The sequence below is a fragment of the Mycoplasma iguanae genome, assembly GCF_024722375.1.
GTDB lineage: Bacteria > Bacillota_I > Bacilli_A > Mycoplasmatales > Metamycoplasmataceae > Mycoplasma_M > Mycoplasma_M iguanae.
On sequence record NZ_CP102734.1, the window covers coordinates 421498 to 442800 of the forward strand.

Annotated in this window: 20 protein-coding genes and 1 other RNA gene; 9 read left to right on the plus strand and 12 right to left on the minus strand. The window is 26.7% G+C overall.

Annotated features, from left to right (window positions below; all coding sequences use genetic code 4):
• Window positions 1-22: 22 nt before the first annotated feature.
• Window positions 23-1003, minus strand: a complete 981-nt coding sequence (gene asnA / locus NV226_RS01955; RefSeq protein WP_258210653.1) for an aspartate--ammonia ligase — start codon at window positions 1001-1003, stop codon at window positions 23-25.
• Window positions 1004-1672: 669 nt separating this feature from the next.
• Between asnA and rplJ the strand changes: the two genes are divergently transcribed.
• The 9 genes from rplJ (at window position 1673) to NV226_RS02000 (ending at window position 8463) form a co-directional block, all read left to right on the plus strand.
• Complete coding sequence (gene rplJ, locus NV226_RS01960; RefSeq protein ID WP_258210654.1) at window positions 1673-2182, plus strand: 50S ribosomal protein L10; 510 nt, start codon at window positions 1673-1675, stop codon at window positions 2180-2182.
• Window positions 2183-2211: 29 nt separating this feature from the next.
• Window positions 2212-2586 (plus strand): 50S ribosomal protein L7/L12, encoded by a 375-nt coding sequence (gene rplL / locus NV226_RS01965; protein WP_258210655.1) that lies wholly within the window; start codon window positions 2212-2214, stop codon window positions 2584-2586.
• A 123-nt stretch (window positions 2587-2709) separates the two neighbouring features.
• Window positions 2710-3075, plus strand: a complete 366-nt coding sequence (locus tag NV226_RS01970) for a hypothetical protein (protein ID WP_258210656.1) — start codon at window positions 2710-2712, stop codon at window positions 3073-3075.
• A 1-nt stretch (window position 3076) separates the two neighbouring features.
• Complete coding sequence (cmk, locus tag NV226_RS01975) at window positions 3077-3745, plus strand: (d)CMP kinase (protein ID WP_258210657.1); 669 nt, start codon at window positions 3077-3079, stop codon at window positions 3743-3745.
• A gap of 1 nt (window position 3746) precedes the next feature.
• Entirely contained in the window at window positions 3747-5048 is a 1302-nt protein-coding gene (gene der / locus NV226_RS01980; protein WP_258210658.1) for a ribosome biogenesis GTPase Der, read from the plus strand.
• A gap of 27 nt (window positions 5049-5075) precedes the next feature.
• Complete coding sequence (gene pepF, locus NV226_RS01985; protein WP_258210659.1) at window positions 5076-6920, plus strand: oligoendopeptidase F; 1845 nt, start codon at window positions 5076-5078, stop codon at window positions 6918-6920.
• Window positions 6921-6969: 49 nt separating this feature from the next.
• A complete protein-coding gene (locus NV226_RS01990; protein ID WP_258210660.1) occupies window positions 6970-7494 on the plus strand; it encodes a TrmH family RNA methyltransferase in 525 nt (174 codons plus the stop codon).
• On the plus strand, window positions 7487-8197 hold the full coding sequence (locus NV226_RS01995) for a TrmH family RNA methyltransferase (RefSeq protein ID WP_258210661.1): 711 nt from the start codon (window positions 7487-7489) through the stop codon (window positions 8195-8197). Before NV226_RS01990 ends, NV226_RS01995 begins: the two co-directional genes overlap by 8 nt.
• Window positions 8197-8463 (plus strand): DivIVA domain-containing protein, encoded by a 267-nt coding sequence (locus NV226_RS02000; RefSeq protein ID WP_258210662.1) that lies wholly within the window; start codon window positions 8197-8199, stop codon window positions 8461-8463. The genes NV226_RS01995 and NV226_RS02000 overlap by 1 nt, the downstream gene beginning before the upstream one ends.
• Window positions 8464-8470: 7 nt before the next feature.
• Here NV226_RS02000 and NV226_RS02005 read toward each other — a convergent pair whose 3' ends face one another.
• The 11 genes from NV226_RS02005 to NV226_RS02055 form a co-directional block, all read right to left on the minus strand.
• Window positions 8471-9214 carry an MAGa3780 family membrane protein gene (locus NV226_RS02005; RefSeq protein WP_258210663.1) on the minus strand — a complete coding sequence of 248 codons (744 nt, stop codon included), beginning with the start codon at window positions 9212-9214 and terminating at the stop codon, window positions 8471-8473.
• Between the two features lie 63 nt (window positions 9215-9277).
• Window positions 9278-10204 carry a DNA polymerase III subunit delta gene (gene holA, locus NV226_RS02010; RefSeq protein ID WP_258210664.1) on the minus strand — a complete coding sequence of 309 codons (927 nt, stop codon included), beginning with the start codon at window positions 10202-10204 and terminating at the stop codon, window positions 9278-9280.
• A 37-nt stretch (window positions 10205-10241) separates the two neighbouring features.
• On the minus strand, window positions 10242-11759 hold the full coding sequence (locus tag NV226_RS02015) for an amino acid permease (RefSeq protein WP_258210665.1): 1518 nt from the start codon (window positions 11757-11759) through the stop codon (window positions 10242-10244).
• A gap of 35 nt (window positions 11760-11794) precedes the next feature.
• Window positions 11795-13237 (minus strand): proline--tRNA ligase, encoded by a 1443-nt coding sequence (proS, locus tag NV226_RS02020; protein WP_258210666.1) that lies wholly within the window; start codon window positions 13235-13237, stop codon window positions 11795-11797.
• Window positions 13238-13321: 84 nt separating this feature from the next.
• An RNA gene (ffs, locus tag NV226_RS02025) (signal recognition particle sRNA small type) lies at window positions 13322-13418 on the minus strand.
• Between the two features lie 78 nt (window positions 13419-13496).
• Window positions 13497-14861, minus strand: coding sequence for a phosphopyruvate hydratase (gene eno, locus NV226_RS02030; RefSeq protein ID WP_373423280.1), 1365 nt, complete (start codon window positions 14859-14861; stop codon window positions 13497-13499).
• Window positions 14862-15029: 168 nt separating this feature from the next.
• Window positions 15030-15923, minus strand: a complete 894-nt coding sequence (gene tsf / locus NV226_RS02035; protein WP_258210668.1) for a translation elongation factor Ts — start codon at window positions 15921-15923, stop codon at window positions 15030-15032.
• 23 nt (window positions 15924-15946) lie between these two features.
• Window positions 15947-16879, minus strand: a complete 933-nt coding sequence (gene rpsB / locus NV226_RS02040) for a 30S ribosomal protein S2 (protein WP_258210669.1) — start codon at window positions 16877-16879, stop codon at window positions 15947-15949.
• Window positions 16880-17105: 226 nt separating this feature from the next.
• Window positions 17106-17477 (minus strand): hypothetical protein, encoded by a 372-nt coding sequence (locus NV226_RS02045; RefSeq protein WP_258210670.1) that lies wholly within the window; start codon window positions 17475-17477, stop codon window positions 17106-17108.
• A gap of 59 nt (window positions 17478-17536) precedes the next feature.
• Window positions 17537-19015 carry a DEAD/DEAH box helicase gene (locus tag NV226_RS02050; RefSeq protein WP_258210671.1) on the minus strand — a complete coding sequence of 493 codons (1479 nt, stop codon included), beginning with the start codon at window positions 19013-19015 and terminating at the stop codon, window positions 17537-17539.
• Between the two features lie 134 nt (window positions 19016-19149).
• Complete coding sequence (locus NV226_RS02055; RefSeq protein WP_258210672.1) at window positions 19150-21303, minus strand: phenylalanine--tRNA ligase subunit beta; 2154 nt, start codon at window positions 21301-21303, stop codon at window positions 19150-19152.

Consider the following 21303-nt stretch of genomic DNA (forward strand, 5'->3'; position numbering starts at 1 on the left):
TAACTGTTTTCTAAAATCATAATTAAAGTAAATTAATTCCTTGTTTTTCTGCTCTTTTAATTTCTTCTTCTGTTCAATAACTCACTTGCACTTCACCAATATGAGCCTTTTCTAATAAGAATAAGCATAATCTACTTTGACCAATACCTCCACCAATTGAAAAAGGTAAAGTTTCTTCCACTAATTCTTTATGAAAAGGTGAAAGTGACTTCAATTCTTCGGCTGGTTTTTGACTTTGAGTAATTAAAGCTTTTGAATCTACTCTAATTCCCATTGATGATAATTCAACAGCTGTATTTAAAATAGGATGATAAACAATAATATCTCCATTTAAAGTTCAATCATCATAATCTACTGCTCTAGATGATTGAACTTTTCCTGATTTTAATTTATAACCCACTCTTTTAATAAAAATTGCCTTTTTTTCTTTTGCATAAGCAACTTCCCTTTCTTCAGGGGTTAATTGGGGATATAAATCTTCTAGATCTTGAGAATCAATAAAAGTAATATCTTCAGGTAATTTTTTGCTAATTGCAGGAAATCTTTGAATGATATCTAATTCTAGTTCTTTAAATGACTCATAAATTTTTTTAACTGTTTTTTCTAGATATGCTTCTGTTCTCTTTTCTCTTAAAATATTTTTTTCTCAATCTCATTGATCTACATAAAATGAATGAAACTTAGATAAATCTTCTTCTCTTCTGATGGCATTCATATCAGCATATAAACCTTCACCTGGTTGAAAATTATATTTAGCTAATGCATATCTTTTCCATTTTGCTAATGAGTGAACAATTTCTAATTCTTTTTGGATTCCTTTAGCTTCAAATTTAACAGCTTTTTCTCCATTTAATCCATCATTTAACCCTGTTGAAGGTTCTACAAATAATGGCGCACTAACTCTTGTTAAATTTAACTTTAAAGATAAAATTTTTGGAAAATCTTGTTTGATTTTTTCTATTGCTTTTTGTGTTTCTTTAATTGATAATTTCGATTTGTACATTTTTTTCACTTTCTTTTTTAAAAAAACAAATGATCACCTATATTTACTAAGTGATCATTTGTTTTTATTTTTAATTTTATAACTATTTTTGAATAAATAAAAAACTTAATAATCACATTCTTGAAAGATTATTATTAGTATTAATATTTTTATTTATTTGTAAAAACATGTTATTAAATTTTACAACATTTTTTAAAATTGCTATCTTAACCATAAAAAATAATTAAATAATAGATATTAAATTTGGTTTTTTATTTAGATTAATAATCTATGTAGATAATAAACTTACATTAATGGATATCAAAAATGTTAATAATAATCGAAAAAAATGTATAATTAAATTTCATAATTAAAAAGCTCCAAAAAATTTCCTTGTTGATTTGTTATCTTTAAAAAATCAGAAGGAGATTTTTTCTTTTATTCAATTTTAAATTTGACAAAATTTAACAATTAGTTTATGGATTTTGCAATTTAATTTTTATTAATTCACTTTTTTGTTATAATTTATTACGCAATATATGAAGAAAATAACAGCCAAAAGCTTAATATGTTATTGAGTATATAGTCTTCTCGTTATTTTTTTTATAAAAATAATATATTGCAATTGCATATATTCAAATATGCAATTAATTGTTATTTAAATTATTCAAAGAAAGGAGAGGTCTGAAAATGAGTATTAGTTCATTAAGAAAAGCAAAAGAAAAAAAAGTTGTTGAAATTTCTTCAATTCTAAAAAATGCATCTTCATTAGTAATTGCTGAATATCGTGGATTAAAAGTTTCAGAAATTGAAGCTTTAAGACAAGAATTAAAAAACAACGGAACAAAAGCTAAAGTTTATAAAAATAGACTTGTAAAACTTGCGGTTGATCAACAAAAAGATTTAGAGAAACTTAAAAGTTTTCTTATAGGGCCAAATATTTTTGTTTTTGGTGCTGAAGATGATTTAGCTCCTGCTAAAATAGTTGCTAAATTTGCTAAAAAACATCCACACATAGTGATCAAAGGTGGAATTTATGAAAATGCAGTTGTAAATGCTGAAGAAGTTCAAAAAATTGCGACCTTACCTTCATATGAAGAAGCATTGACAATTCTTGCATCTTCATTACTAAGTCCAATAAGACAAATTGGAGTTGGTCTTAAAATGTTAGTTGATGAAAATAAAATTTTAGAAAACTAATTTATACAAATTAAAAAGGAGAAAAAATAATGGCTAAATTAACAAAAGAAGCTTTCATTGAAAGTTTAAAAGAAATGAACATTAAAGAAGTTATGGATTTAGTTGAAGCTCTTAAAGAAGAGTTTGGAATTGACCCTTCAGCTGTTGCTGTTGCTGCTGGACCTGCTGCAGGTGGAGAAGCTTCTGAAGCTAAATCAGAAGTTAAAGTTACTCTAAAAGGTGACGGAGGTAAAAAAGTTAACGTTATTAAAGCAGTTAAAGAATTATTAGGTCTAGGTCTAATGGATGCTAAAAAAATGGTTGACTCTTTACCAGTAGTTCTTAAAGAAAATATTTCACCAGCTGAAGCTGAAGAAATGAAAAAAATTCTTGAAGAAGCTGGAGCAGAAATTTCAATTGACTAATTTTATTAAAATTAATTCAAAAAAACCGTGCATTTTATAATGTGCGATTTTTTTTATCAAAAATGGAAAATTTGTGTTTTTATTAAAAATTAAAAGTATTTTTATTTTATAATTATCACAATTATGAAAAGTAGAGTTCAGAAATGACGAGATTATCGAAATCAATTAATTAATGATCCTTTTGCACATGAATCATTAATTAATTCCAACACTTTACTTAAAAAAAATATTGAACAAATGAATATTACTTTTCCAAAACTACAAAAACATCTCAAAACAAATAAATCATCTGATGATAACATCTTTGTTTTTAATGAAAAACCACATTTTCAAAAAAACTCAGAACAGCAAATTGATGATTTTATCGCAGATATTAGCAAACTAATAAAAAGTTTTAAAAAAGATCTTAGATACTTTAAAAATTTAGATCTATCTTCACATGATTTAGATTTGTTTATAGAAAAATTAATAAAAAACGAGGAAAATTAATATGAAAAAAATTAATATAGCAATTGATGGACCTTCAGGTGCCGGTAAATCTACCATTGCAAAAATGCTAGCTAAAAATTTAAATTACTTTTTTGTTAATACAGGTTCACTTTATCGTGGTCTTGCATATTTTTTACACAAAAATAAAATTGACCTCAAAAATGAAACACTAATTGAGCAACAACTAGAAAAAATAAATCTAACTTTCGACATGGAAGAAAGAATTTTTGTTAATGGCTTAAATTTAACAAAAGAATTAAGAAGTGATGAAGTATCTTTAAACGCATCTCAAATTGCACAATATTCAAAAGTGCGTGAAAAAATTGTTGAAGTTTTAAAAAAATTCGTTTCAGAAAATTCTGGGATTATCATGGATGGAAGAGATACTACTTTCGTAATTATGCCTGAAGCAGAGTTAAAAATTTTTCTTTGAGCTTCACCAGAAGAAAGAGCAAAAAGAAGAGTAATACAAAATAAAACTTTAGGTTATGAAGAAGATTATTTTCAAGTTTTAAAAGAGATTAAAGATCGTGATTTTACTGACATGAACAGAAAAACCAATCCACTTCACAAAACAGAAGATGCTATATTAATTGATTCAACAAATTTAACTGAAACAGAAGTTTTTCAAGAAATTTTAGCTTTAGCTAAAAAGAAATGTATGGAATAATATGAAAAATGTCGTTGCAATAGTAGGTAAACCAAATGTTGGTAAATCTACTTTATTTAATAAATTAATTGGTAAAAGACTTTCAATTGTTCATGATATGCCCGGTGTAACTCGCGATAGAATTTATCAAACAGTGCAATGAGTAGGAAAACAATTTGAAATAATTGATACTGGTGGAATTCAAATTGAAAATGTACCTTTTCAAGATCATATTAAAATTCAGGCCTCAATTGCCATTGCAGAAGCTGAGGTAATTATTTTTTTAGTTGATGGAAAAAAAGAATTAGATCGTGATGATTATTTCATTGTTGATATGTTAAGAAAAAGTGGTAAAAAAATTATTATAGGTGCTAATAAATTAGAAAATAATATAGATTTTGATCCTACTTTATATTCTCTAGGTTTTGATAAAATTTTTTCGATTTCAGCAATTCATAACGAAGGACTTGGAGACTTATTAGATGAAGTTGTTTCTCACATGAATTTTAATGATGAAGAAAAGGCAGAAGAATTTAAACTAGCTATTATAGGAAGACCAAATGCAGGAAAATCTACATTATTAAATTCTTTATTAAATGAAAATAGAGCAATTGTTTCACCCATCGCTGGAACAACTAGAGACTCTGTTACTGCCTTTTTAGAAATTGATCAATTAAAATATGAAATAATAGATACTGCAGGAATTAACAGAAAATCACGTTTAATTGAATCAGTGGATCACTATGCTTTAAATAGAGCGATAAAATCGCTAGATGAAGCTGACCTGTCATTAATTGTAATTGATGCTACAAATCAAATTTCTCATTTTGATGCTCGTTTAGCTGGTTATGCTTATGAAAGAAAAAAACCAATCATTTTGATTGTCAATAAATGAGATTTAGTACAAAAAGAAACTAACACAATGGTACAATATGAAAAAGAACTAAGAAAAAATTACAAATTCTTAGAATGAGCTCCAATCATTTTTATTTCTGCAATCAATGTCCAAAGATTAGATAAATTAAGAAAAAAAATTACCGATGTCCGTATAAGTCTAGAAAGAAAAATTAGAACTTCATTGCTAAATGAGGTAATTATGGATGCACAACTAATGCAGCCTGCTCCTACATTAAAAGGTAAAAAACTAAAAATTTATTACATTAAACAAATCGAAGGAAAAATTCCAACTTTCTTATTATCTGTTAATAATAAAGATTTTGCACACTTTACTTATTTAAGATATATTGAAAATCAATTGCGTGAAAATTTTCAATTTACAGGAACTCCCATCGAGTTAGTGTTGAAAAATAAACATGATAAATAACTAAAATTATAGGAAGGATAAAAATATATGAAAATATACAAAAAATATGATGAAATTCCAGAAAGATACCGTTTCGATCTTGATGATCTTTTAAAAGGACAAACAATTGAAGAACTTATTGAAAAATGAGAAAAAATACGTAGAGAAATTAATGAAGTAAAAGACAGTAAATACGATTCAAGTGACGCCTTTTTAGATTATCTAAAAAAAGAAGCAGAAGCAGAAGTTTTATTTAATAGAATTTATAACTATATTTCAAATAACTTAAATACTAATGTTGTCAGTCCAAAATTTAATAGCTTATACCAAATAATTTTTAATAAAAATGCTGAACTAGAACGTGAAGCAGGTAGTGAAATTAACAGGATCTACAAAAATGCTAAAAAACTTAAAGAATGAACAAAATTAAAAGAATTTGCAGTATACAAAAAAAATATTTTAGATATTTTAGAATCTAAAAAGTTTGCTTTAAAACCTGAAGTTGAGGAATATTTAAATTCAACTTCTAGTGGTAGACCATCACTTTCGAATGTCTTTGGAATTATTTCTGACTCTGAAACTGACTATGGTTTTGCTACTGATTCTAAAGGAAAACAACATAAAATAACTGATGGAAATTTTATAAAACTTTTAAGTTCAAAAGATCAAAATTTAAGAAAAAGTGCTTATATAAATTACTATAAAGGACAATATAAACACAGACAATCTTTAACAAGCTTGCTATTAGCTCATTTTAAAAGAATTTCTGTTGATGCCAAAGCTAGAAAATATCATTCAGCGGTTCAATCTTTAACTTGAAATGATAGAGTTGATGATAATTTATTAACTACAATTTATACTAATGTGCAAGATAATATGTCCTTAATTCATAAATTTTATGAAACAAAAGCTCAATTTTTTACTAAAAAATTTGGTAAAAAACCTCAAAAATGAGATCATCAATTAAAGCTTTTTAATGTTAAAGATACATATAAAATAGAAGAAGCTCAAAAATTGGTCCAAGAAGCTTTAAAACCTTTAGGAAAAGAATATTCTTCCGTTGTAGAAAATGCTTTTAAACAAAGATGAGTTGATTATGTTAATGTTGAAAATAAACGTAGTGGAGCTTACTCAATTGGAGCAAGTTATGGAATTGATAAAATTTATATTTTAATGAACTATGACTACACAATTAAATCAGTTTCAACTTTAGCACACGAAATGGGACACTCACTACATTCATATTATTCAAATAAAAATCAGCCTCAAGAATTGTCACAATATCCTATTTTCTTAGCTGAAATTGCTTCTGTATTTAACCAATTGATGCTAATGGATTATTTACTGCAAAATAATAAATCTGACAAATTAAGATTTTTACTTTTAGAAGAAGCTATGACAGAATTTGTAGGGACAATTATACGACAAATTCAATGATCTAATTATGAATATGAATTATATTCAGCAATGGATAAAGAGTTGCCTTTAAATTCATTTGAAGATGTTGAGCAACTTTATGAACGTGTAATTAAAAAATACTTGACAAATAAAGACCAACAAAAATTAGAAAAAGCAAAAAATAAATACGAAAATATTCGCGCTGTTAATGTACCACACTTCTATTATTCATTCTACGTTTATAAATATGCAGTTGGATATATTGCCGCCAATGCTTTCTTTCAAAAATATAAAATGCATGGTAAAACAGCTTTAGATGATTACATCAACAACTTTTTATCAGCTGGATCAAGTGATTGACCTGTAGAGATTCTAAAAAAAGCTGGAATTGATTTATATGATAAAAATATTTATCAACTTGCATTTGGGAACTTCAAATCTATGCTTGATGAGTATATTAGTTTAGGTAAAAAGCTTTTTAAAAATAAAAAATAAAATCAAAGCAATGTAGTATTGCTTTTTTGTATTTTTATAAAGGAAATTTATGATTAACATTGTTTTATATCAACCTGAAATTAGTCCTAATACAGGAAACATCATTCGAACATGCTTTGCTTTAGGTGCTCGTTTACACATTATTAAACCAATTGCTTTTGATTTACATCCTCATTGATTAAAAAGGCCTGCAGCTGGTAGATTACTTTCTGACATCGAGCATGAAGTGCATGAAAACTATCATGCTTTTGAAAAAAAATATGGTCATAATAAAATTTATTATTTAACCAGATATGGTTATATAAATTACAGTGATATTAATTTTGCGGACAAAAAACCTGAAGAAGAAATATTCTTATTTTTTGGTACAGAATCTACAGGAATTCCAAAATACATTTTACAAAAATCTTTAGATACTTGTTTAAGAATTCCTATGACTGCTCAATCCAGATCTATTAATTTAGCAAATGCAGTAGTAGTTTTAGGATATGAAGTATCCAAACAATTAGGTTTTGCTGGATTAGCAAAATATGAAACACAAAAAGGTAAAGATTTTATTATAAAAAATGAATAATACTTTAACTAATAACAAAATTAAAAATTATGCTAAATTAAAAGATAAAAAATATCGCAATCTCTGGAATTTATTTATTATTGAAGGACAACACTTAATTACAGAAGCTCAAAATTCAGAAATTGAAATATTAGATATTTTAACCTCTGATCCAAAAATGGATGGAACATTAGTTAATGAAACTATTATTAAAAAAATATCAAGTTCCATCACTCCTCCTAAAATTATTGCAATTTGTAAAAAACCACTTGCCAAAGAACTGAAAAATAAGGTAATTTTATTAGATAATTTACAAGATCCCGGTAATGTGGGAAATATCATACGTAATGCAAAAGCTTTTGGTTTTAGTGATGTTATAGTTTCTGGGGTGGATATTTTTAATCCTAAAGTAATACAAGCATCTCAAGGTGCCATTTTTCAAATTAACTGTTTTAATTTAAAAAAAAGTTCTGAGCATTTTTTGCAGACAAAATCAGCAAATTATCAAATTATTGGTTCTTTTTTAGATTTAGAAGCTCAACAAATAGATAGTTTAAAAGTTGCGGAGAAACATATTATAATTTTCGGAAATGAAGGACAGGGAATTTCAAAAAATTTAGTAAATTTCATTGACAAAAAAATTTATATTCCCATTGATTTTGAATCACTAAATGTGGCTTCTGCAGCTGCAATTATTTTATATAAGTTAAGAGGTAATTTTTAATGTTAAAAGAAGAAATAGAAACAATCATAGAACAAATTATAGATAAAAAATTTCCTGCTGTAATTAATGGTTATAATCCCTTAGATGTGGATCAATTTTTAGATACAATTACTTTAAAAATTGAAAGAATTTTATTAAAACAAGTTGAATTAGAAAAAGAAAATGAACAAAAAACTCAATTAATAAATAAATTAGAAAATAAAAATAAAATTTTAACCATTGAAATAGAAAATTTAAAAGCACAAACCAAATGAAAAAAACAGTAATTTTAAACTACTGTTTTTTTCATTTGGATTTTCATTTTTTGATTAATCCCCGCTTTTTTTCACCATCAGAAATTTTAATTCTCATGATTCTAATAATTAATTTTGCAGATAATAGCGGAATACCTATAAAAGAAGAAATTAAAATTATATTTAATATTAATGTCACTCAAATATTACCACCTGAGTAAAAAAATGGTCTTTTATAATCTAGAAAAGCATAAAATACAAGCGGGCGACCTTTTAATCAGTCAGCACCAAAATAAAATATCACAGTTAATATTCCGTACATACAAAATAAAAGCGTAGCTAATCATATTGCTTTGTAAGAGATTTTACAGTAGTGTCTTAATAAATACAAAGCAACAAAACCAGCAATTGGATTAATTCCATGAAGTAAAACAGATAAAAGTCCAGATAAGGGTTCTGTTTTTCACATTCCTATACTAACTCATGAAATTAAAAATCAGTAAACTCAGAAAGTAATTCCCATTCATGAAGTAGATAAAAATAAAAAGTTAAAAAATTTATTACCGTTTTTTTTATAATTCAAACCAAAAAGTGTTAAGGCAAGACCTAAAGCTAAATTAGAAAGAGTTGTAAAATATAGAAAAGGTGAACCGAATTTAAAAATTTGCACAAGATTATACCTGTCTCTGGCAACATTATCTTGTCTATCATCAACATTTGTATCTATTTTAAAAACAGCTAAAATAAGTGCTAAGGCTACTACTGTTAAAATAGTAACTCCCATAGCTAGAATTATATGGGCATTTCTCTTTTCGATATTTATAAACATGTTTTTAAACAAATAGTTTTATTTTATAAATGATAGTAAAAAATTTTCAAAACCGATTTGTTCTTCCACCTCCCCTTTCTTAATTGATAAATCTAAGCTGCTTAATTTAGAAATTGAATTTATAATTTTTTCTATACCTAAATTATTTAAAAAATCAGTTGCTAATTTTATTCTGTAAGCATGGATATTCAGCTGCTTTTCAATTTGTTCTTTATTAAATCCAGCTTTTTGATATGTGTAAATTTTTGAAGCTAAAATTAAAATTTGTGAAAATTGACCAATCAAAAAAATAATATTTTCATTATTTTTTGTTTCATAAATTTTTCACAAGTTTTTAATATTTAATGAGTTAATTGCGTTAGAAAATTCAAAATCATTTTCAACGTCATAATGACTAATTGATTTTTCTATTAAATTAATATCAATGTTTTTACTTTCTTGTAAAATTTTTGCAATTTCATTAGCTATTAGTTCTAAATTTGTTTTACCTAATTGATAGTATAAGCTAACAGCATTACTGTAACTAATTTTACCACCTAAACTTTCAGCAATTTTTTGAATGTAACCAATAGTAGTTTTTTCATCAGGTGTTTTTATTTCGCTAACTTTAGCATTTTTAAATAGAAATTTTATTAATTCATTAGCACTTTTTGTAATTTTTTGCTCTACATAAAAAATTATAAGTGGTTGAGAATTTTCTAGAAAAGTGATAAAATTTTTCATTGCTTTTTTATCATTTTCTTTATTAGTAATCAATCAAGGTGAGTTTTTTCAAACTACAAGCTTTTGTTCATCAAATAGGCTTACACTTGAAACGGCGTTAACAATATCTTCAATAGATGCATCAAAGTCAAAGTAAACAACTTGATTTTGATCATTTTTTTTAATTATTTTTTTTAATTCTGATTTTATTAAAAAACTATCTTCGCCGTGGATTAAATACATTTAACTATTATAATTAAAAATAAGAAAAATCAGAAAATTATTCTGATTTTTTAACTGTAATAGTTTTAAAATTTGTTCGATTTTTTTTACTTTTACTAAATAATGATTGAATAGGATAAATCAGATAAGATATCAAGACAATTGAGCTGAAGACAACAAATTTAATTATTGCTTCAGTTGAATCAGCACCAGCTAATCCTGTAATATCAACAATTGATGCAATTATTACATAGATAAAAGTTATAACATAAAAAAAAGAAGCAATTAGAGCAGACGGAATAAAATATCATTTTTTTTCAACTGGAATTTTTTTAGTTTTACGATTAAATAGTCCACCAATAATTGCTAAAGCAATTTGTAAGAAAATCACCAATGATAAATAGTTTTGAATAATATCTGCAAATGAATAAACAAATGTTCCTGTTCCATAAAGATCAAAATCCCAAGTATCTAATGGATAATTTGTTGCAATTAGTCCAAATATAATGAAAGTTAAAACAGAAATTAATATCATAAATATTCATGAGATGTAATAATTTTTTTCATCTTTTTCTAGATTAAATTTACCTAAAAGTCTTTCACCTATTTTTTGCAATCAATTAATTTGTCCATTTTCCATTACCGATTTAATTTGGAAAGGTGAAGACATAGCGAATCCATTAATAATTGAAAGAATTCCAATACCAATTAAGAAATTCATAATATTTAAGACAATTGTGCTATTCCCAAAACTTAAACCAAAGTGAGTTCCATCATTCGAACCCACAGCAAATGAAATTGAAAGAATTAAGTATAAAATTGTAATAATTACCAAACCTAAAACAACTGATAAACCTAATTTTTTCTTAGCTTTAGGTGCTAATTCTTCTTTCATTGAAAAAATTAAATAAAAACCATCATAAGCAAAAGTAATAGCAGGAATACCTGCGATTAAAATTAATCATTTCGATTTGCTAATTAAACCTGTTGTTTTATTCTGGATAACTTTATGTAATATTGTATTTTCTTCATTTAATGAACTAAAAAATAAACCAATCAGCGGTAATACAATTAAAGGAATAATTTGCAAAATAGTAAATACTCATTGTTGTTTATTTTGAAAATTTATAGATAACAAAGAAGTCCCAGCAAATCACATAAAAACAAGAAAGCTAAGTACCATTACTAAATTAGCATTTTTAATCTGTATTCCAGTATCTTCAAAAGATGAAACTGCATAAATAGCTAATCCAAAAAATGATACTGGCAAATAAAATCAAATAATAAAATTAGTAGTTCCCTTATAAAGAAATTTATTAGTAAAAGTTTTAACTCATTCCAAAAAACCTGAGTTAGTTTTTTGTGCTGAAGAGATTTCTACAAGTGCTAAACCTAAGGCTAAAATGCCAAAAGCAGCAACAATTCAGGTACCAATAACAAGAAATAAATCTCCACTAGCCATCTGATTTAATTCTTTATTTTTAAAGAATATTCCAGATCCAATTGTAGAACCCACAATAAAAATAATGATTGATAAAAAAGTAATTTGTTTTACTTTTTTTATTTTTGTTGACATTTAATTTAGCATCCTTTTAATTGTTGCTTGCTAAATTAGTAAGATTTAGCAAAAACAACTCATCTTTTTGATTTTTTATTAGATATTAAGCATTTACTTTTTTTGTTTTCTTTTTCGTTGTTTAAAGAGCAATCAAGTAAAATACAACGGGCTGTTGCGCCAGTTTCTTGTTGGATTTTTTCCTCTTCTTCAGCTGAACCATTGAATGGTATTATGGCAAATTTTTGTTCTTGAATAGATTTTTTGAATTGTTCATAAGTTTCTGGTTTTACAATATTATCAAGTAACCTTTTTTTAGCTTTTTCATACATATCTTGTTGAATTTTTTTTAATAAATCTCCAACTCAAGTTCTAACTTCTGCTAAAGGTACACGAATTTTAGTTAAGTTATCTCTACGAACTAGTAAAACTTCGTCATTTTCTAAATCTTTTGGACCTACTTCAATTCTTAAAGGTACACCTTGGATTTCACTATTTGCTGCTTTAAATCCAAGACTTTTATCTGATCTATCTACTCTTACCTTGTAGATTTTAGAAATGTTTTTTTCTAACTCATCTACAACTTTTGAAACTTGCGGATTTTTATCTGCAAAAAGTTCTAAAATGTCTACTTGTACAGGAGCAATTTTGGGAGGTAAAATAATTCCTCTATCGTCACCATGAGTCATTATTAATGCTCCTAATAATCTAGTAGAAACACCTCATGAAGTTTGATAAACATATTCACTTACGTTATCTTTATTTTTAAAAGTTACATTATATACTTTTGAAAATTTTTGAGCCAAATAATGAGAAGTTCCCATTTGTAAAGCTTTACCATCTTTCATCATTCCTTCAATTGTGTAAGTAGTACAAGCACCTGCAAATTTTTCGCGTGGTGTTTTTTTACCTATTATTGTGGGAATAGCTAAATAATCCTTTGAAAATTTAGCATAAGCTTTAATCATTTCTCTTGAAAATTTTCTAGCATCAATGCTTGAATTATGAGAAGTATGACCTTCTTGTCATAAAAATTCTGATGTTCTCAAGAAAGGGTTTGTTGTTTTTTCTCATCTAATTACAGATGTTCATTGATTCAATAACAACGGTAAATCTTTATAAGAATTAATAACTTTTTTAAAGTAGTCACCAAATAAAACTTCTGATGTAGGTCTTATGTATAAATTTTCTTGTAATTTATTTTCCCCGACATGTGTTACAGTAGCAAGTTCTGGTGCAAAACCTTTAACATGTTCTTTTTCTTTTTCAATAAAAGATTGAGGTATTAACATTGGCAAATAAACATTTTTAACACCCTTACGTGCAAAAACTTCTGATAAGTGTTTTTGGATGTTTTCTCAGATAGCATATGAATTGGGTTTAAAGTAGATGGTTCCTTTAATAGGACCATATTCCATTAACTCCCCGCCTTTGATTACATCAGTGTATCACCTGGCAAAATCTTCTTTTCAAGGTGTAATTTTTTCAAGTTGCTTCATAGCCTTTAATTATACAAAAAAAGCCATTTTTTCAATAAAAAAACAAGCAATTACAGTGTTAAAAATTTTTTAATAGCTTTTAATTTTTATAAAAAAGCCACTAGACACAACACTTCTTGATATGGCTGCTTCATTTCTGACCTGACCAGGTTACAAGGTTTTTGTTCTAATGGTTTAATAATTATATAATATTTTAATTGATTTTTACAGATAAAAATGATACTAACTTTTATTTAGCTTTTTAAAAGATATTTTAAAATTATTTTCTGTGTTCTTTTAAATTGTAAAAAGCATTTGCGCCTTCAAATTCAGCAACTGAACCTAGTTCTTCTTCAATTGCTAATAATCTGTTGTATTTTGCAACACGATCAGTTCTTGATAATGATCCAGTTTTAATTTGTGAAGCATTAACGGCAACAGATAGATCGGCAATAAATGTATCTTCTGATTCACCTGAACGGTGTGAAACAACAGCTGTCATATTAGCTTTTTGTGCCATTTCAATTGTATCTAATGTTTCTGAAACTGAACCGATTTGATTTAATTTAATTAGGATAGAATTAATTGAATTTTCTTGAATTGCACGTGCTAAAATTTTTGAATTTGTAACAGTTAAATCATCACCCATAATTTGATGTGTTTTACCAAATTTAGCATTAAATTTAGCAAAACCTTCTCAGTCTTGTTCTGCAAATCCATCTTCTACTGAAATAATTGGATATTTTGCAAATAAATCACCATAGTATTCTACTAATTGATCTGTTGTAAATTCAACTTTGTCTGTTAAATTTTCAAATCCTGGTTTTTTAGATTCAATGGCTTCTTTTAATTTTTTAAATGTATATTTTTTAGTTTCTTTGTCATAAAGTTCTGAAGAAGCAGCATCAAGTGCAATAGCAACTGCATTTTCACCATGAGTAGCTGGAACAAACCCTGCAACTTTAATAGCTTCAACTAAAAAATCCAAAGCTTCTTGATGTGATTTTAGATTTGGAGCAAATCCACCTTCATCACCAACTTGTGTACCATGTCCTGCTTTTTTCAATAATTTAGCTAGATTGTGGAACACTTTATTAGCACATTGTAAAGCGCTTTTTAATGATTTTACTCCCACTGGCATAACCATGAATTCTTGAAAATCAATTGTGTTTGAAGCGTGTTCTCCACCGTTAATAACATTTAACATAGGAACTGGTAATTTTCTGGCGTTTGTTCCACCTAAATAACGATATAAAGGTAAATCTAATTCATCTGCTGCAGCTTTAGCTACTGCTAAAGAAACACCTAAAATAGCGTTAGCTCCTAAGTTTTTTTTGAATTCTGAACCATCTAATTGCAACATTTGCATATCAATTGCTCTTTGGTCAGTAACTTCAAAACCTAAGATTGCTGGAGCAAGTTTTTCATTAATATTATCAACAGCTGTTTGAACACCTTTTCCACCAAATCAATTTGATTCATATTTTGTTGCTTGATCTCTTAACTCTAAAGCTTCTCTTGTTCCTGTTGAAGCACCTGAAGGAACGATTGCTGAACCAAATCCTCCTAAAGCTGTTTCTACTTCAACTTGAACTGTAGGATTTCCACGTGAATCTAGAACTTCTCTAGCGTGAATTCTAATAATTTCTGACATTTTTCTCCTTGATGATAAATTATCATAATGTATTCTAATTTTATTTAAAAATAAATTAAAAAATTAATTTAAACACTGGAATTATAACACTAATAAATTTCAAAAATTAAAAAAAGGTAATAAAAAATAACACTTAAATTTGTGTTATTTTTTGTATTATTATTTTAAAGCTTCTGAAACTTGGGCTGCTACTTCTGATGCAAAATCATTTGCAACTTTTTCGATACCTTCACCAACTTCAAAACGCACAATAGAAACTAATTTAGAATTTTTTGACTCTAAGAATTTATTAACTTTAAAAGCATTATCAACCACAAAATCTTGTAATTCAAGAACTGTTTCTGCTAAAGCTTTATTAATTTTTCCTTCAACAATGTTTTGTTGAATTTTTTCTGGTTTTCCTGCTAAGGCAGGATCTGCTAAAAATTCTTTTCTTAAACTTGCAATTTTTTCTGTAGGAACATCCGCCACTAAAGCATATTCAGGATTCATAGCTGCAACATGCATTGCAACTCCACGAGCTGCTTCAGCATCTTTACCTTCAATAAGAACTAAAGTTGCAATTTGTCCGTTTGAATGTTTATATGAACCTGCAACTTGTGTATCTGAAAGATTTATTCTTTGTGCTCTTCTTAAAGAAATTTTTTCACCAATAGTTGCAGTTGCATCAATTGTTAATTCTTCTAAAGTTTTACCTGCACTATTTTTTAGCTGTAAAGCTTGCTCTGAATTTGAAAAATCATGTGCTAATAAAGTTTTACCTATTTCATCAACAAGATCTAGAAAACCTTGATTTTGAGCAACAAAATCTGTTTCTGAATTAACTTCATAAATTACAGCAGCTTGGTCATTTGCCATGGCATTAACAAGACCTTCTGCAGCAATTCTTCCAGCTTTTTTAGCTGCTTTTGCTTTACCATTTTCTTGTAATCAAACAATTGCTTTTTCAATATCTCATTGTGATGACTCTAAAGCTTTTTTACAATCAATCATGGCAGCATTTGTTCTTTCACGTAATTCTTTAATTAAAGCCATTGTGTTAGGTTGTGACATTTTTTCTCCTTGTAATTAAAAAATTAATTTTTTGTTGGTTCAGTTGCTGTTTTTTGTTCTTTGTTAGTTTCTTTATTGACGAATTCTCTTTTTGTGTAAGGTGTTCTTGGATTATTATATCTTCTTTGTTCTCTTTGCTCTCTTTGTTCCTTGTTTCCATCATCAGGAAGAATTACTTCAGACTCTGGTTGATAAGCAAATAATTGTTTACCATTTTTAGCTGCAACAATTGCATCAGCTAAAATTGTTAAAATTAAAGCAATTGATTTGGAAGAATCATCATTTGCAGGGATTCCTAAATCAACTAATGAAGGATCTGCATTTGAATCTAAAATTCCAACAACTTTAACGCCTTTTTTACGAGCTTCTTTAACAGCGATTAAATCTGTTAAAGGATCTGCAACAATCATTACTTGTGGTTGTTGTTTCATATTTTTAATACCGTTTAAATTTCTTCTTAGTTTAGCTAATTCCTTTGTCATTAGCACACCTTCTTTTTTGGTGTACCCTTCAAAGTTATTTTCTGCTAATCTCTCTAAATCATACATTTTTCTAACGCTTGAAAAAATCGTTTTAGAGTTAGTTAGTGTTCCACCTAATCATCTTTCTGAAACATAAGCTGAATTAGTTCTTAATGCTTGTTCTTCAACAGTTTTTTTAGCTTGTTTTTTTGTTCCAACAAAAATGAATGATGCACCTTTTTGCGCGAATTTATTTACAAGTTTATAAGCAAATTCAATTGCATTTTGAGTTTTAACAATATCAATAATGTGAATACCCATTTTTTTTGTATGAATATAAGGTTTCATTTTAGGGTTTCAATTTGCAACTCTGTGTCCAAAGTATGTTCCAGCTTCTAATAATTTTGCTTTTGAAACAATTTCTTTGTTTTGTGTTGGTTTTGATTCACTAGTTTCTACTGTGTCTAGTTTTTCTTGTGGTAAATCTTGTGACATTTTTCTCCATATAAATTTAAATATTTGTTTTACTTCCTAAAGTTTCGAAAATTGGCATTTTTCACAAACACACCCAATCAATTCACTTTAGTGCTTGATAAATTAAGAATTGTAATATTTTAAAATATTCAATCTTGTATAAAATACCTAAAAATTTTATCAAAAAATGCAAAATTTCCTAGAAAGAAAAAAATATTGTTTAACAATATTTTTTATATATATTTATTTATAAGGTTCTTCCTAAAATTCAAGAAATTCCTATAACAATGAAAACAATTCCCAAAAGGGGTGCATAAGATAATTTTAATTTTTGACTAAGTGGTAAAACTAACTTTGCTTTTTCGTATGTAATATTATGTTTAATTTTTTGATCTTTTTTATATTTTTCAATTTGTTTTTGTTTATATTCTTTTACTTTTATATTGTTAAAAGGAGTTAATCCTAAAAAGGCGATTCCTAAAAGTAATCATAAAACGCCAAATAAGTAAAATGCTCAAGTAGGTAGTCCTTCTAAAAAAACGCCACTTAATCTTCCTACGGGGCTTTCTGAAGCATTCATTAAAATTAAGTCATATAGTAATTCTTTATCTTTATACATAAATTGTAATTATAAAATAAATTTATTTAAAAAATGATAAATAAACTAATTATCTATACTTATCTTTCTTTTTTGTCGTATTGATTTTTAGAAAAAGTTTTAGCTCGTGAACCATAATTAGTATTTTTTGTTCTGTAACTGTTTTCTGTAAATTTCTGCTTTCTTGATTTATTACCAAAATTATTAGATCTACTTGATTGTTGTTTTCTTAATGAAACAGCTGGTTCAGGAGTTAGTTTAATTTCTTTATTTGATGTTTTATCTTGCACTACATATTCAGCTAAAAGAATAGCTAATTCTTTGTGTGAATAACGTTCTTGGAGATCATCTTGCACATAAGTATATTTTGCATCTTTTCTTTTTTCTAAAATATCTGCCAGTTTAGAAATTAAATGTTGTTCTCAAACATTTTTAAGTTCTTTTTCTGAAGGAATTTGTACTTCAGAAATAATTGATTCAGTTTGGATAGCAATTTGTTTAATATGTGGTAATTCAGAAGGTTTTACAAATGATAAAGAATGTCCAAATTTGCCAGCTCTCCCTGTTCTACCAATTCTGTGTGTGTAATATTCAATTTCTTGAGGTAAATCAAGGTTAAAAACTCATTCTACATGTTCAACATCAATTCCCCGTGCCATAACATCAGTTGCAACCAAAATTTCTACTTTTTGTTCACGAAATTTTTCCATTACATGATTTCTTTCTCTTTGTTGCATGTCCCCTTGAATTCCAGCTGCTTTAAATCCTAAAGAATTTAAAGCATCAGTTAATTCATCAACTCTTCTTTTAGTTCTACCGAAAATTACAGATGATTTTGGTTTATGTAAATCTAAAAATTTTACAAGTGTCATTAATTTGGCGCTTTCTTTTAAAACTACATATTTTTGATCAATTTTATTTGATGTTGTTAACCCTGAAGAAATTGTTACTTTTTCAGGTTGAACTGTCATTTTTTCTGAAAGACTTTTGGTTTTTTTGTCAAAAGTTGCAGTAAAGAAATAATTTTGACGCATCTTTGGTAAATAAGTAATAATATTTTCGATTTCTGTTAAAAAACCAATTCTTAATAATTCATCAGCTTCATCTAATGTTAAAGATTTAATATGAGATAAATCAACTTTTCTAGTTGATAAAATATCTTCTAATCTTCCTGGTGTTGCCACAATAATATGTGCAGGAAATTTTCCTTTAATATGGCTTAATTGTTTTTCATATGATGAACCACCTAAAATTAAACCATATCTTAAATTATGAAATTGTCCAATTTCTTTAAATTGAACATAGATTTGTGTTGCTAATTCTCTTGTTGGAGCAATAATAAGGTGTTGAATTTTATTTAAATCAGCATCAGTAGATTCAATAATAGGGATAGCAAAGGCAGCTGTTTTTCCTGTACCTGTTTGTGCTTGGCCGATAATATCTTTTCCTTCAATTGCAAGGGGAATAACTTTTTCTTGGATTGGTGATGGTTTAGTAAATCCCATTATTTCTAATGCTTTCTTAGTCTGATGACTAATATTTAAATCTTCAAAATTCATATAGCTCCTTGATATGTGTGTTCTAAATTTTCTAATTAAAATTTAGAGTTGTTTACTAATTGTATACTAATTTATAAATATTTAATATCAATGATAAAACTATTTGTTTTATTTATAAAAATAACATTTTCAAATTAGTTAATTAAAGTTTCAATCTCTGAAATTGCTTTTTCTGCTAAAGTAATTCTAATTGTGATGTTATTTTTATCATTTTTCATAAATTCATCAACCAATTCTACTTTATAAACACCCACAATATTTTTAAATTTATTAATTCACTGCATCGGCGATTGATCTAAAGCAATTTCAATTGTTACATCACGAATTTTTAAAGGAGCAGAATCATAATTTTGGAAAATAACTTTTTTCTGAACATTTTCAGGCAAAATAATTTCAGCAAAAAAAGCATCAGATATTTTTAATTTAGGATGAATTTTTCCAATTCAACCTACTAAATTATTATCATTATAAATTTTTGCACTAACTCCAGTATGAAAAATTTCTGCTGTAGTTTTTTTAAAAATTAGTTCTTTTTGATAAATGGTTTGTAAATCATTTTGAATTTCTCTAAAACTTTTTACAGTTGAAGCCAAACTTAAAACTCTATCTAATTTATTGACCATTCCAATATCAAAAATAGAAATATTTTGGATTTTTCTTTTTTGATTGTAATCAATCACTTCAGCAAGTGAAACTGCCAAAGAATTTCTAATTTGTTCTCTTTCTTTTGAAACAAAGGTTTCTAATTCAATTGTTTTATCAAAAGAAAAAGGATTAAAAATATTTTTTTCTTTAGAAATCAGACTATAAGTTCAAACTTGTTGATAGCCTAAGTTTGCTACTAAAGTTGGATAATCTTTGTATGTATAAATTTCATCTAATACTTGCTGTTGTGGTTGTTGTGGTTTGAATTTTTCATAACCATAAAAACGAAAAAATTCTTCAACAATATCCTGCCAGTGTGTGATGTCATGACGATATGTGGGAATTGTAATTTTGTTTTTATCAAACTTAAAACCTAAAATTTCTAAAGATTTTTTAGTTCTTAAAAAATCTTGATTTCCATAAATATTTTCTCCTGCAATAAAATTTAAATAATTTCAGTCAAATTCTAAAATTTTTTGTTCAATTGTTGGGAAATTAATAGGGACAGAAAATTTTTCTAGTCTTTGAGATAAAAATTTAGTTCCTAATTCTAAGGTTCCTAAAGAAATTTTTTTCGATGATTGTTTTGAAGCATTAGATTCAATTTTTAACTGTTTGACAGTTGAACGAACTTCTTTAATTGGAAAAATTCCCATTTCAAAAATAATATTTTCAGTATTGTCAGAAACTGCAGTTTTTTCTCCGCCCATAATTCCAGCAAGTGAAACTACTACATTTTTATCATTTAAAATTCCAAGACCATCTTTGAATTCTGTAATTTTTCCACCTAGAGACTGAAATTGCCCTGTAAATAATTTTGCAGTTAAAAATGTAGTATTAATTTTAGCTTTATCATATGCATGAGTTGGCATTCCTGTCATTAATAAATTTAAATTAGTTAAATCCACTACAGAACTAATTAGTTTTACTTGTGATTTTACTAAAAATAATTTTTCTTGTAAAGAAATAGATATATTAGAATTTTTTGTTTCAATTAAAACTAATGATGATTGTATTCCAGCTTGCACTTTAGTTGTTGATTCCATGTTTGGTTTTACAGTTTGCAATTGTTGCATTTCTTTTAAATAATATGCTGCAATTTCTCTTGCCATTATTAAGTAAGAATTAGCATCTGAACGATTTGATAAAATTTTGACATCAATTAAATAATCATTTAAATCAAAAAATTCTACAGGATCTATACTTAAATCAATTTGTTCTTTGAAAGTAAAAATTCCTTCAGCCATTTCACTAGGTGCATAACTTATATCAAAACCAATCTCATTTAAAGAACAAAGCATTCCTTCAGAGATCACACCTTGCATTTCTTTAGGTCCAAAAACAATATCACCTGAAGAAGCACCTTCAACAAATGCCATTAAGTAATCTCCAACTTTAACATTATTTGCATTAGTTTGAATTACCCGTTTTTTATCTGCAAATTCAATTTCACAAACATTCAATTTATCAGCATTGGGATTTTTATAAACCTTTTGGACATGACCAAATTTAATACCTTTAACTTTTGAAAATAATTCATAAGATTCAACTTCAAAACCTAAATTAGTAATAACCTTTGCTAGTTGATCTATTGAAACATTGATATTAGCTAATTGTAATAATTTTTTATAAGAAAAAATCAT